Below are 13,131 nucleotides of genomic sequence, written 5' to 3' on the forward strand. Positions count from 1 at the left end.
GTGCCTGATTAGGCGGACATCCGTTCTTTTTGTTTTTTTGGATGATAAATGCGTGGGGGGGAGAGCGGCGTGTCTTAAAGAAAAGGGTCGGGCTTGCGAAACGTGCCGGCGAGCTTCTCGGCATGGGCGTCCCGGGTAGGCGCTTCATAATCCTCCAGCACGTCGATGGTATATTCCTCTCCCGCCTTGAAGGCCCGGAAGATCATCCGCTGCGGGTCGACCAGCGTTACCGTGTGGCCCGCGTGGCGCAGGCACTGTTCATAATCGGCAGCCGTCGGTGTCTGCCCCTCCTCCAGGAAGATCAGCCCCCTAAGCCTCGTGACCTGCTTATGACGGTGAATATTGAAATAAACCGTGTGCTCCTGTGCCATGGTTCAAGCTCCTTTCGGTTCCGGGTGATCTTTGTCCTTCCCAATTGCGGACAGTCCCTATATACTCTTGGTATCGCATATCCAAACTATACCACATCCGGGAGAGAACAAGATGGATTACAAACGTATACCCGCCCTTGCCCTGTTGGGTGCAGCCGTCATCGGACTGCTTGGGGGGACAGCCGGCGCCGCAGGAGCGGACACCGGCATTCAGCTGAGACTGAATGATACCGCTGCGCTGAGGAACGGCCAGCCGGTTGCGCTGGAGACCCCGCCGGAGCTCATGGGCAGCACGACGATGGTGCCGCTGCGGTTCATCAGCGAAGCCCTGGGCGCAGCCGTCGAGTGGAATGGAACCGCCCGCACGATTACCCTGAAGCAGGGAGAGCGCACCATCCGGCTGACGGTTGACCGCGCGGAGGCAGAGGTGGACGGCCAGACGGCCGTACTCGAGCAGCCCGCCTTCATCCGCAGCGGCACGACGCTCGTTCCCCTGCGGTTCGTGGCGGAGCAGCTGCATCAGGACGTCGCGTATGATGCGGCGACGAAGACGATCACCCTGACGCCGGCTGCAGAGCAGGGGACGCCTCCGGCGCTGCCGCCCGAGAAGAAGCCGACGTATCCGCCGCCAAGAGAGGCGCCGGCGGCGGAGCCTGTGCGGCAGAAGCTGGAGAGCCCGACGGTGGATAATCTGACGGTGGATCCCAACGCTGGGAAGGTTAAGCAGGTGTACATGTTCGCGACAACCGGAGTGAAGGTCGAGGTTCACAGCGTGGTGTCGGACAAGAAAGACCACGTATATGTTCTTCAGAGTGACAAGAACAGCGGGGGCATCATCGGATACGGGGAGTTCAAGATTTTGAAGTATGATACGAACGTGCCCGGCCTTGCGATGAGTCTGGTCCGTTCTCTCGACCAAAAGTTCAGCTTCACCTACAAGGATGACAAGGGGACGAGCCGCCGGTTCGATTACGGGAAATTCGTGCCTGCCCGGCTTCATTACAGCGAGGGAACGGGCAAGCTGTATGTGATGGGGGAGAGCATCGACCCGGAGTACCCGCGCATTCTGATGTACGAGGTGTATCCCGAAGTGAAGCTCACCGCCGTTTCTCCGGATAAAGGAACCAATTACCACACCGGACGCAACCTCTTTACGGTTTTGTCGGATGGAAGCATGTTCTATACGGACCTGTATCATCAGTCCTTCTATTCGGTGGGGACGGATGGGGCAAGCACATTCCTTGGGAGCACGCCTACCGATACGTCCAGCGAGATGGTTTCCCTGGTGAAAGACGGCGAAATATATGTCCTGGATAAGAGTACCAAGGCCGTCTACAAAGCGGGGCCGAAGGGCTTCGAGCTCCAGGGCAAAGTAGAGCTGGAGAAGATGAAGGCGATGACGGCTTCGGGCGGATTCTTCTATGCGGCCGATGGGGTGAAGGTGTACCAGATCAACCTAAAGGGGGAGGCTTCGGTCTATCTCGCCCTCGATAAGCTCACCTACAACAAAGGTTTCTACAATCCGCAGACGGAGCAGTATGAAGATCAGTACCCGAACGAACCCGGCAAACTGACAGTCGATGAAGCGAATCTGTTTACGGTGGATGAGGCGGGCAGCATTTATCTTTTCGATAACGTGGCTCAAATCATGCGGCGGATCAACGTATATCCTTGATCGGTGCGGCAGGGGGAACAAAAGCTTAGCGTCAAGCGGGCGGGAGGAAATCATTCCTCTCGCTCCTTGGCGTATTCGATGGAGGACAGGCAGGAAGGAGGCGGCTCTTAAAGCTGCACCAGACAGAGGCGAAGCCTTCCTCTTCGCTTCACAATGCAGAAAAGCCTCCATTCCCGGCAGGAATTGGAGGCTTGGGTGCAGCGGCAGCAGCGGATGTGCGGAACATCGCCTGCCGTACGGAACTTACTTGTTCGCTTCTACCGCGGCTTCTATCGGAGCTTTTGCCGCAGCTTCGATCTCGAGGCAGGCCATGACGAACGGGGCGAAACCCTTCGGATCATCGCGGCGGATCGGCTCGCTGAGATAGTACTCGTAGGAGCCGTCGCGGTAAGGCTTGTTGCCGAGGCCCGCCACGCTGCAGATGCCGTTCAGGTGCAGCGTGCCGTCTTCGTCTCGCTCGACGTAGCGGTCCAGCAGGCCTTGGTAGCCGCGGCGGGCCGATTCGAGCGCCCAGCCGCCGAGGTAGCCCTTGTTGGCGCCCTTGGCAAGTGCACACGTGAACATGGCAGACGCGGAGGCTTCCAGATAATTGCCTTTCTCGCCGCCCTTGTTCAGTACCTGGTACCAGAGGCCGCTTTCCTCATCCTGTACGGCGACAATGGCTTCCGCCAAGCGGTAGAAGATCCCGATGATCTGTCCGCGCTTCGGATGGTCCACCGGAAGGTAATCAAGCACATCCACGATGGCCATGACGTACCAGCCGACTGCGCGGCCCCAGAATTCCGGCGAGCAGCCGGTTACCGGATCGGCCCAGCGCTGTTCGCGGCTCTCATCCCAGCCGTGATAGAGCAGGCCGGTCTTCGGGTCACGGGATACGCGCTCCATGAGCAGAATTTCGTTGGCAATATCATCGTACCATTCGTGCTCATCGAACTGGCTTGCATATTGGGCGAGAAGCGGGGAGGTCATATACACGCCGTCGAGCCACATTTGGAACGGATAAATCTTCTTGTGCCACAGTCCGCCCTCGCTCGTGCGCGGATGGCCCTTGAGCTGGGTGACCAGCAGGTCCAGCGCCTTGCGGTACTTGGCCTCGCCGGTCCGCTCGTACATGAAGAACAAGGTCTTGCCTTGGTTGATCATGTCCACATTGTATTCTTCCAGGGAATAGGTGTCGATCGTTCCATCCTCGCGGATGAACAGGTCCATATTCTCCCGGATATAATTCCAGTAACGGTCATCCCCGGTCTTGCGCCACATGCGCTCGAACGCGGTCAGGATGCATCCGTTTTCATAATTCCAGCAGCGTCTTTTCTGAAACGGCATGTCGGACACCAGAGGGTACTGTTCCATGAAGGATTCCGACATGATTTGGGACCAGGGCTTGCTCACTTCCAACGCCTCCTTCTTCTATTCTTCTCTAGCATAGCATAAGGTCCGCCTTAATTCTAACCCTTTTGTTAACGTGTGCGCCCGGAAATTGATTCCTCTTGTCTTCTTGCGTGAAGCCAGGAGTCGAAGTACCGCAAGTGCTCATTGTCAGCCTCAGGGAGCGGAAGGTATACTACTGTAGTCGGCCCGGATGAACGTGGTCCGGCCTCTATTCAAACAACGATAACAAACAAAAGCATTCGACGATGGAGTGATACCTGATGAATTCAACCGACGGGCTGCAGCGTCCGGCGTTCCGGCTGTGGCCTTACGCCGTGTTCGTCCTGCTGGCGGTGCTGCTGCTGGCGGCGGCTTCCCTGCTCCTGGGCGGAGATTTTCGGCGTTCTTCAGCCGCAGGCACGGCCGTGCTGGATGCCGGAGCGCCGTGGGAGGCTGTGCTCGGGGATCTGCCGGAGTCCGGCGGACGTCCCGACCCCGCTTCAGCCGACTGGCGTTCTCTGCGTGAGGTGCAGCAGTCCCCGGAAGGGCAGTCCCATACGGGAAACTTCTGGATTCGGATCACGCTCCCGGCCAAAGAAGGAGGCTGGCGCGATCCGTACCTGCAGGTGCAGCGGCAGTTCAATTATGAAGTGTACGCGGACGGTGAACTGCTCGGCGGACGGTATCCGAACGGGGAGGACCGATACACGCATGGCGGCTTCGGCTGGAAAATGTACCGGCTTCCGGCGGACCCTCCGCCTCAGACCCTGATGGTGCGGATTACCCGTTTCAGCCCCGGCACTACGATCGGGACCTCCTTTACTCTGGGGGAAGGCAGCTCCCTGCTTGCCGAGATGATCCGGCATGACGTGGTCGGGTTTTTGTACGTGCTTTTCTTTGCCCTGCTCGGCAGCGGTTCGCTCTTCTTCTGGATCCGGTCGCACCGGGATCCGTCCTATCTCAGCTTCGCGCTTCTGTCCTGGGCCGCGGGGCTTGCCTATCTGCTGCGCCTGGAGACGTTCCAGCTGCTTCCGCATACGGCCCTGCCCGTCTATATGGCCGATCTGCCGGGGATTACGGCCACCGGCGCCTTCTTTTTGTTCCTGCACCACTTTGCCAGAGAGAAGGGGAATAAGCTGTTCCGCCTGCAGGCCTATGTCTTGTTCGCGTTCAGCGCGGCAACGGTACCGCTCATCTTCCTGATGGATGTGCAGACCTTCCGCAGCTTCTACAACAATGGACTGCTGGTTCAGCTGGCGTTCGGGGCGGTAACCTCCCTGCTCTTCATTATCCGGAGTTTCCGGGCGAATGTGGACGGGGAGAGCGCCTGGATTCTGACCGGTATGTTCTCCGCCGTCTTCTTCACTGTCCTGCATGTGGGCGGGGCGATCATTACGGCCCTTCCCTTGCTAAGGTCGCTGAGAACCTCATCGGCTTACGAGTATTTCACGCAGAACGCGGCCGGCCTCGGCGTGCTGCTCCTTGTAGCTTCCTTCAGTATGGCGCTGATGACACGGATGGCCCGGATCCGCCGGGAGCACCAGGCCTTCACGGAATCGCTCGAAGTCATGGTGAAGGATCGGACGGCCGAGCTGCAGGAGGCTTACCGGCTGCTCCAGCTCACCGTGCAGGAGCGCTCTGAGGCGATCGCGGCGCTGTCGGTCATGGAGGAGCGCAACCGCATCGCAGGCGATATCCACGACGTAGTGGGCCACACGCTGACGAGCACCCTGATGCAGATCGAGGCGGCCCGGCGGCTGATCCAGCGCCAGGATGAGCGGGGAATGGAGAGGCTGGAGCTCGTAGGGGAGCTCGTGCGCAAAAGCCTGCAGGATATCCGCGAGTCCGTGCATATGATGCAGTCGGCCAGCAGCGACTATGACCTGGAGCGGATCATCCCCGGCCTGCTGGCCCGGACCGAGTCGGCGGCCGGCGTGGAGGTGCAGGGCAGCATGGGGCAGCTGCCGCCGCTGTCGATGCAGCAGAAGAAGGTGCTGTTCCACACGCTGCAGGAAGGCCTCACGAACGGCATCCGCCACGGCCAGGCCCGCCGCTTCCGCTACGAGCTGCTGTATGAAGAGGGGCAGGTGCTCTTCGCCCTCTGGAACGACGGGCGTCCCCATGCCGGGGAGAAGTACGGGTTCGGCCTGACGACGATGCTGGAGCGGGTGCAGCAGGTAGGAGGCACACTCGAGGTGTCGTCCCCCGGCGGCAGCGACTATCTGCTCTCCATCCGCTTCCCGGTGGCATAAGCACGCCACCGCTGCTGTCCGGGCAGCTTATTCGAGCAGCGTGTTCCCGGCAGCACATAAAAACGTCCCGCAAACCCAGGCGGAAGCCTTGGGAGGCGGGACGTTTTTGTATACAGGTACCATCAGGCTTTCTGACCTTCTTACTTCTCCGGGTCTCCGCGGTGGAGCAGCTGCGCTCCGGCGATGCCTGGGTTCGTCATCTCGTAAGGATCGAGGATCGTGTTCAGCTCCTCTTCCGTGAGGACATTGTACAGCAGGCACAGCTCGCGGACCGGCCGGCCGGTAACGATGGCCTCGCGGGCGATCCGGGCGACGACCTCGTAGCCGAGATGCGGGTTGAGCGCGGTGATGACGCCGACGCTCTTCTCCACATACTCCCGGCAGCGGTCCGCATCAGCCTGCAGGTCTTCCAGCAGATACTTGCGGAACACATCGAACACCTGGTTCATCATGCCTAGGGACTGCAGCAGGTTGAAGACGAGCACAGGCTCCATGACGTTGAGCTCGAGCTGTCCGGCCTCGGCGGCCAGGCAGATCGTATGGTCATTGCCGCATACCTGGAATGCGACCTGGTTCACGACTTCGGCCATGACCGGGTTCACCTTGCCGGGCATGATGGAGGAGCCGGGCTGGCGGGGCGGGAGCAGCAGCTCGCCGAAGCCGGCGCGCGGACCCGAGGCCAGAAGGCGGATGTCGTTGGCGATCTTCGACATGTTGATCATGCACACCTTGAGCGCCGCAGACACCTCGGTGTAGGCATCCGTATTCTGCGTCGCATCCACGAGGTGCTCGGCGCCTGTGATCGGCAGGCCGACCAGCTCGGCGAGATGCTCGACGACCCGCTTGATGTAGCGCGGGTCGGCGTTAAGCCCGGTACCGACCGCGGTGGCGCCCATGTTCACCTCGTAGAGGTGCTCACGCGTCGCCTTGATGCGCTTGATGTCCCGGGCGAGCACCCGGCTGTAGGCCTCGAACTCCTGCCCGAGCCGGATCGGCACGCCGTCCTGCAGGTGGGTGCGGCCCATTTTGATGATGGGATCGAACTCGAGCGCCTTGCGCTGGAACGTGGTGAGCAGTTCCTCCATCGTGACGGTAAGCTTCCCGATCAGGGTCAGCGTCGACAGATGAATGGCGGTCGGGAAAGCATCATTGGTGGATTGGGCCATATTGACATGCGTGTTGGGGCTGACGGTAAAATAGTCCCCCTTGGTCCCGCCAAGCAGCTCGATGGCCCGGTTGGCGATAACCTCGTTCGCATTCATGTTGATGGAAGTGCCGGCTCCGCCCTGGATCGGATCGACGATGAACTGGTCATGCCATTTGCCCTCAATGATCTCCTGCGCGGCCTGCGCGATCGCTTCGCCGATCCGCTTGTTCAGCTGCCCGGTCTCCATGTTGGCAAGCGCCGCCGCCTTCTTCACGTACGCCATGGCCCGGATCAATTCCTGATGAATCCGGTAGCCCGTGATCGGGAAATTCTCCACGGCCCGCAGCGTCTGTATACCGTAATAGGCTTCGACGGGGACCTCCCGGGAACCTAGAAAATCTTTTTCTACCCGCACCTGACCTGATGTCATCCCATTCTCCCCTTACCGGCGGACCTTCACGGTTATGCCGCCTGTTTGATGGAATCCAAGTATTGATTGCCCTTCTTCTGGTCGTAATGCCCTTCCCACTTCGCCATCACGACGGTGGCCAGCGAGTTGCCGAGCACGTTAACGACCGTCCGGGCCATATCGAGTAGCCGGTCAATGCCCGCGATGAAGGCAAGGCCTTCCAGCGGAATCCCTACGGAGCCCAGTGTTGCCAGAAGGACGACGAACGATACGCCCGGCACGCCGGCGATTCCCTTCGATGTTACCATAAGAACGAGCATCAGGGTAACCTGCTGGGAGATCGAGAGATCGATGCCGTACATCTGGGCGATGAACAAGGCGGCCAGCGCCTGGTACAGCGTCGAGCCGTCGAGATTGAACGAGTAACCGGTCGGTACGACGAAGGAGGTAATGGCCTTCGGCACGCCGAACTTCTCCATCTTCTCGATGACCTTCGGCAGCACGCTCTCGGAGCTTGCCGTAGAGTACGCGAGAATGAGCTCGTCTTTCAGAATCCGGATGAACATCATGATGCTCGTTCCACAGAGCTTGGCGATCCCGCCGAGAATGACGAAGACGAACAGGAACATGGCGGCGTATACGGAGATGACCAGCTTGCCGAGCGGGAGCAGGGAAGCCACACCGAACTTCGAGACGGTGATCCCGATGAGTCCGAAGACGCCGATCGGTGCAAAGCGCATGATCAGGTTCGTCACCCAGAACATCGCATCCGCCACGCCGTGGAAGAACGCGAGCACGGGCTTGCCCCTCTCGCCGATCGCAGCTACGCCAAGACCGAAGATGACGGAGAAGAAAATGATCGCGAGCATGTCGCCGGCTACGATGGATTCGAAGATGTTCTTCGGTACGATGTTCACGAAGGTATCGGCGAAGCTGTGGTTCGTCGCCTTTTCGGTCGTATCCACGTATTTCGAGATATCACTCTTCGTCAGCTGCTCCATATTGAGGCCGGCACCCGGCTTCACGATATTGGCCACGAGGAGGCCGAAGATGATGGCGATGGTCGTGACGATCTCGAAGTACAGAATCGTTTTGCCCCCGAGCCTGCCGAGCTTCTTGATGTCGCCCACACCGGCTACCCCGACGATGAGGGAGGAGATGACGATCGGCACGACGATCATTTTGATCAGACGAAGGAAGATATCGCCGAGCGGCTGCAGATAAGTCCCAATGACCGGATTGCCGTAGAAGATGGCGCCGACGATGATACCAAGAATCAGGCCCACCACAATTTGAAACGCTAGACCGAATTTTTTCAAGAGGATCCCACCTTATCGCGTTTATTGTTGAAGCGCTTTCTTTTCTTTTCCCTCCCCTAGATGCGAGGATTGTTCTTTAAACTTATTGTAAAAGGGGGGCTACGCGCTCCTACACAATCCTACAGGTTTTTCGTGTCATGAAATTTATCATGGCTTTTTGCAGAGGATATAGCTTGAGTGTCGATCTTCTCCCGGGGATGGAGCCGCCTGTACGCTGAGGGCTTGGAAAGCGCCGTCCGTCGGGTTATACTGGTCGAATCATACGATTCAGGAAGGACCGGGAGGTGGAGGCCGTGGTGGCCATAAACGAAAAGGGGCTGCTCCTGCTCCTGATGGCGGTTATGGTGCCGCTGGCAGGTGAGCTGCATTTCTATCCGTTCGGCGATGACTTCCGGATTTCGCTGGGCACGCCGGCCTTCTTTTTCTTCCTGCTCTGGATCCGGGGGGTTCCCGCGGTGTTCTCGGGGCTGCTTGCCGGCGTGTGCGTGATGCTCTTCCGTATGGGGCTTGGGGCGCTTAGCGGGGGGGAGGCCGATTGGGGGCGCCTGCTGCAGCTGCATTATCCTGCGCTGTTCTACTACCTGGCTTATGGCACCGCATTCTTCGTCATGCAGGTCAGCCGCCTGGACCGGCCGCTGCTGCTCGGGGTGCTCGGCGTGCCGCTGGAGCTGACGGCAGCGGTTACGGAGCTGCTGTTCCGGTATGCCGGAACACCCAGGACGATCACGCTCTCGACCCTGAACGTCATCGCGATTATCGCGCTCTTCCGCAGCTTCTTCGTGATCGGCTTCGTCAACCTGCTGAAGCTCCGGGAGTCGCAGGCCGCCGCAGACCTGCAGCGCCGGCGTAACGAGGAGATGCTGATGCTGGTCTCCGAGCTCTATGAAGAGTCGCTTCATCTGCAGAAGACGCTGCAGGATGCGGAGCAGATGACGCAGATGAGCTATGCGCTGTACCGGTCGCTGAAGGGGCTGCAGCTTGGCGAAGAGACGGAAGGGCTGGCCCAGAAAGCGCTGGCACTGGCGGGGGGCGTGCATGAGATCAAGAAGGACAACCAGCGCATTCACGCCGGGCTGGCGCGTCTCATCACGGATGACGGACTGCCGGATTACATGGCGGTGGAGGAGCTGGCGGACGTCGTGCTGCGCTCGAACGGCCGGGTCGCGCGGATGCTCGGCAAGGAGATCGATATGCAGCTGTGGGTGGAAGGGGCTTTTCCGCTTTGTCACGCGTATACGCTGCTGTCGCTGCTGAACAACGTTGTCGTGAACAGCGTGGAAGCGATCGCGGAGAGGGGCGCCGTACGGATTACGGCGCAGCGCAGTGGCGAGAGTCTCGTGCTCCGCGTAGCCGACGACGGCCCAGGCATCCCGCCGAAGCTGCGGGAGATGGTGTTCCAGCCGGGCTTCACGACGAAGTACGATAAGGCCGGGCGGCCTTCGACGGGCATCGGGCTCGGCTACGTGAAGCAGACCGTGGAAGCGTTGAACGGAACGGTGACCCTGCTTCCGGGTATCGGTGGCCGGGGAAGTGAAGTTTGCATGACACTGCCGCTAGGGCAGGTAGGAAAGGGAGAATAACGGAAGATGCGATTTTTTATTGTGGATGACGATCCCGCGGTCCGCTTCATGCTGGCGCAGATCATCGAGGATGAGGACCTTGGGGAGGTGGCCGGGGAAGCGGAGGACGGGGCTCTGGTGGACAGCGGGCTGCTCGCTCTCAAAAAGGTGGACGTGGTGCTGATCGACCTGCTGATGCCGCAGCGCGACGGGATCGAAACGGTAAAGAGCTTGTCAGGGAGCTTCGACGGCCTCTTCGTTATGATCTCGCAGGTCGAGTCGAAGGACCTGATCGGCGAGGCGTACGCCGCTGGCATCGAATATTACATCACGAAGCCGGTCAACCGGCTGGAGGTGATCGGGGTGATCCGCAAGGTAGAGCAGCACCTGCTGCTTCACCAGTCGATCCGCGATATCCGCCGCTCGCTCAGCGTCATCGGCATGGACCCGCAGCAGGAGAAGCGCAGCCAGGGCTTCGGCGACCGGAGCCTGTTGTCGGCTGCGAACGACGTGCTGTCCGAGCTGGGCATGCTCGGTGAGAGCGGCAGCCGGGATCTGCTGGACATGGTGCAGTATCTGGAGCGCTGGGAGAAGGCCAGGGGCTCGGACCACGGGTTCCCCTCCCTCGGCGAGGTGTTCGAGGAAGTAGCCTCGGCAAGGCTGGGCGCCTCGGTGTCCCCGGCCAATCTGCGCAAGGAGATCAAGGCGGCGGAGCAGCGGGTGCGGCGGGCCGTGGCGGAAGCGCAGTCCCATCTCGCCTCGCTGGGGCTCATCGATTACTCGCATCCGAAGTTCGAGCAGTATGCGGCGAGTCTCTTCGATCTCAGCGAGATCCGCAAGAAGATGAAGGAGATGGAAGAGGGGGAGTCCTCTTCTGCCGGCAGCAGCGTGCGCACGAATACGAAGAAGTTCGTTCAGGGCCTGTACCTGGAGTCGAAGCGGCTGATATCCCGGATGTAGAAAAAGTGGGGAGACCGATCGGCTGTCGGAAGCCCGCCCGGGGAAAGCCGGGAGTCTTAGGAGGAGGTGGCCGCGGATGGATTCTACAGTGTGGTCATCGACTGTAGATGAGGGGAGGGGAAGCGGGGTGTCCCGCACTTATGTCCCGTACACACCCGGTGCTGTGGAGCGCGGCCTGTCCAACCCTGCGTTCGCACCAAGCTCTGGGCCGGGTTTCCATGATCTGGGATGTGCTCAGCTCAAACTCCAGCTCCGAGCACCTGCAAGGCTGCGCCTTCGGACAAGCGAAGACCCGCATTCCTGCCCGGCCTCAGGCCGACATCTCATGGGATGATTATTGCTGTAACGCACCTCACGCTTGTACGATGATTTCACTGCCTGTAGCTGCCGTACAGACATCGCATCAGGATTCATCAACCAGGGGAGGTTCGTGTACACATGTTGAAAGAATGGAAAGCTCTGCTCGCTTGTATGCTGGTCGGATCGATTCTGCCCGGAGGAGCCGCGGCGGTATCCGCCGCTTCTTCCAAAGAAGAAGGTGCGGGAGCGGGAAGCAAGGTCTCGTCACCTTTTATGCAAGCGCTTCCGGCTAATGTGACCTGGGCCGCCTATGGCACCGGCAAGCTTGGAGTGACCGGCGGCAATGAAGCCGCCAGGGAGAACGTCCATGTGGTCCATAACCGCAGCGAGCTGGTTGAGGCGCTGGGCGGAGACAATGCGGCGAACGGTGGCAACGGAGTGCCGAAGCTGATCTTCGTGCAGGGAACGATCGATATGAACGTCGATGCGGACAACCGTCCTCTGGGTCTCGAGGAATATGCTCAGCTGGCCTACGATGAGGCCTTGCAGGCGGAGGCCGCAGCGCCTACGGGCAAAACCATTGTCAAGTATGAGGAAGCAGCCTACGTGGCCGCCTACGATCCTGCGGTTTACGGCAAGAATGCGCCGGCAGGCCCGCTGGAGGAAGCAAGAGCGGCCGCACAGAAGAAGCAGTCCGCGAATATCAAGATCAATGTCGGCTCCAACACCACCCTCATCGGCCTCGGCCGGGATGCGAAGATTCGCGGAGGCAACCTGGTGATCAAGAGCGACAATGTCATTATCCGCAATATTGAATTCCAGGATGCGTATGACTTTTTCCCGCAGTGGGATCCTTCCGACGGGAGCAGCGGCAACTGGAACTCCCAATACGACTCGATCTCCATTATCGGAGGCACCCATGTGTGGGTTGACCATAACACGTTCAACGACGGTGACCGGCCGGATCATTCCTTCCCGCTGTACTACGGGCGGAAGTACCAGCACCATGACGGGGCTGTGGACATTACGACCGACTCCAAGGTGAAGAAATCGTCGAACTACATTACCGTATCGTACAACCACTTCGAAGAGCATGACAAAACATCCCTGATCGGCTCGAGCGACTCGGCGACCTATGATGCGAACAACCTGCGGGTGACGATGCATCACAACTACTTCGAGGGTACAGGCCAGCGTGTGCCGCGTGTTCGCTTCGGCCAGGTGCATGTGTACAATAACTATTACAGCCATTCCACGCTGTATGCCGTCGGGGTTGGTGTATCCGCACAGGTCGTCTCCGAATCGAACGTCTTCGACTCGGTGAGCGCGCCGTTCGCTTATTACGACAAGGCGGCACTGCCGGGCAGCGTGAGCGACACCGGCAGCCTGTATCTGAACAGCGGGACGCCGGAGCTGAAGGGCGTGCCGAACTGGGCGCCGCAGGACACCTACGCGTATAAGCTTGATCCGGCGCAGGCCGTGAAGGCGAAGGTGCTCGCGCAGGCAGGCGCGGGCCGGATGGCGCCAGCCGGGCACTGATCAACCGCGGGAGCAAGGAGGCTTGCTGCTTTGGCGGTGGGGGGCTGCCCTAGCGGCTGCCGATGGCGCTGCATAGGGCGGCGGCACGAGGAATGGCGGCGAAGGTGCTCGCACAAGCTGGCGCGGGTCGGATGGCGCCAGCCGGGGCACTGAGCACCAGCGGGAGCAGGGAGGCTTGCTGCCTTGGCGGTGGCGGGGCTGCTCTAGCGGCTGCTGATGGGCCGGGCAG

General features: G+C 60.1%; 9 protein-coding genes. 5 read left to right on the top strand and 4 right to left on the bottom strand.

From position 1 onward, the window contains the following. Positions 1-74 precede the first annotated feature (74 nt). A complete protein-coding gene (locus ACP26L_RS04375) occupies positions 75-371 on the bottom strand; it encodes a hypothetical protein (protein WP_426451352.1) in 297 nt (98 codons plus the stop codon). Between the two features lie 112 nt (positions 372-483). Between ACP26L_RS04375 and ACP26L_RS04380 the strand changes: the two genes are divergently transcribed. Next, on the top strand, positions 484-2,046 hold the full coding sequence (locus ACP26L_RS04380; protein ID WP_426451353.1) for a copper amine oxidase N-terminal domain-containing protein: 1,563 nt from the start codon (positions 484-486) through the stop codon (positions 2,044-2,046). Between the two features lie 243 nt (positions 2,047-2,289). On the opposite strand, the gene ACP26L_RS04385 is transcribed toward ACP26L_RS04380, so the two are convergent. Beyond that, positions 2,290-3,438: a glycoside hydrolase family 88/105 protein gene (locus tag ACP26L_RS04385; protein ID WP_426451354.1), complete on the bottom strand. Its 1,149-nt coding sequence runs from the start codon at positions 3,436-3,438 to the stop codon at positions 2,290-2,292. 260 nt (positions 3,439-3,698) lie between these two features. On the opposite strand from ACP26L_RS04385, the gene ACP26L_RS04390 reads away from it, so the two are divergent. Next, positions 3,699-5,669, top strand: a complete 1,971-nt coding sequence (locus ACP26L_RS04390; RefSeq protein ID WP_426451355.1) for a sensor histidine kinase — start codon at positions 3,699-3,701, stop codon at positions 5,667-5,669. 140 nt (positions 5,670-5,809) lie between these two features. Here the strand turns inward: ACP26L_RS04390 and aspA are convergent, their stop codons facing one another. Together aspA and ACP26L_RS04400 are read right to left on the bottom strand one after the other, a co-directional pair. Beyond that, complete coding sequence (gene aspA / locus ACP26L_RS04395) at positions 5,810-7,246, bottom strand: aspartate ammonia-lyase (protein WP_426451356.1); 1,437 nt, start codon at positions 7,244-7,246, stop codon at positions 5,810-5,812. Positions 7,247-7,278: 32 nt separating this feature from the next. Then, positions 7,279-8,544, bottom strand: coding sequence for a cation:dicarboxylate symporter family transporter (locus tag ACP26L_RS04400; protein WP_426451357.1), 1,266 nt, complete (start codon positions 8,542-8,544; stop codon positions 7,279-7,281). A 296-nt stretch (positions 8,545-8,840) separates the two neighbouring features. On the opposite strand from ACP26L_RS04400, the gene ACP26L_RS04405 reads away from it, so the two are divergent. The 3 genes from ACP26L_RS04405 (at position 8,841) to ACP26L_RS04415 (ending at position 12,902) form a co-directional block, all read left to right on the top strand. Next, positions 8,841-10,124 (top strand): ATP-binding protein, encoded by a 1,284-nt coding sequence (locus ACP26L_RS04405; protein WP_426451358.1) that lies wholly within the window; start codon positions 8,841-8,843, stop codon positions 10,122-10,124. Between the two features lie 6 nt (positions 10,125-10,130). Beyond that, positions 10,131-11,063 carry a response regulator gene (locus tag ACP26L_RS04410; RefSeq protein WP_426451359.1) on the top strand — a complete coding sequence of 311 codons (933 nt, stop codon included), beginning with the start codon at positions 10,131-10,133 and terminating at the stop codon, positions 11,061-11,063. Positions 11,064-11,501: 438 nt separating this feature from the next. After that, the gene (locus tag ACP26L_RS04415; RefSeq protein WP_426451360.1) at positions 11,502-12,902 is read left to right on the top strand and encodes a pectate lyase family protein; all 1,401 of its coding nucleotides are present in this window, start codon (positions 11,502-11,504) and stop codon (positions 12,900-12,902) included. Positions 12,903-13,131: the final 229 nt, after the last annotated feature.

Origin of the sequence: Paenibacillus sp. S-38, from assembly GCF_049942825.1 — a bacterium.
GTDB lineage: Bacteria > Bacillota > Bacilli > Paenibacillales > NBRC-103111 > Paenibacillus_G.

Coding starts and splice junctions, on each gene's coding strand:
- ACP26L_RS04380 (WP_426451353.1), top strand. CDS start 484: ATGGATTACAAACGTATACCCGCCCTTGCCCTGTTGGGTGCAGCCGTC.
- ACP26L_RS04410 (WP_426451359.1), top strand. CDS start 10,131: ATGCGATTTTTTATTGTGGATGACGATCCCGCGGTCCGCTTCATGCTG.
- ACP26L_RS04390 (WP_426451355.1), top strand. CDS start 3,699: ATGAATTCAACCGACGGGCTGCAGCGTCCGGCGTTCCGGCTGTGGCCT.
- ACP26L_RS04415 (WP_426451360.1), top strand. CDS start 11,502: ATGTTGAAAGAATGGAAAGCTCTGCTCGCTTGTATGCTGGTCGGATCG.
- ACP26L_RS04375 (WP_426451352.1), bottom strand. CDS start 371: ATGGCACAGGAGCACACGGTTTATTTCAATATTCACCGTCATAAGCAG.
- aspA (WP_426451356.1), bottom strand. CDS start 7,246: ATGACATCAGGTCAGGTGCGGGTAGAAAAAGATTTTCTAGGTTCCCGG.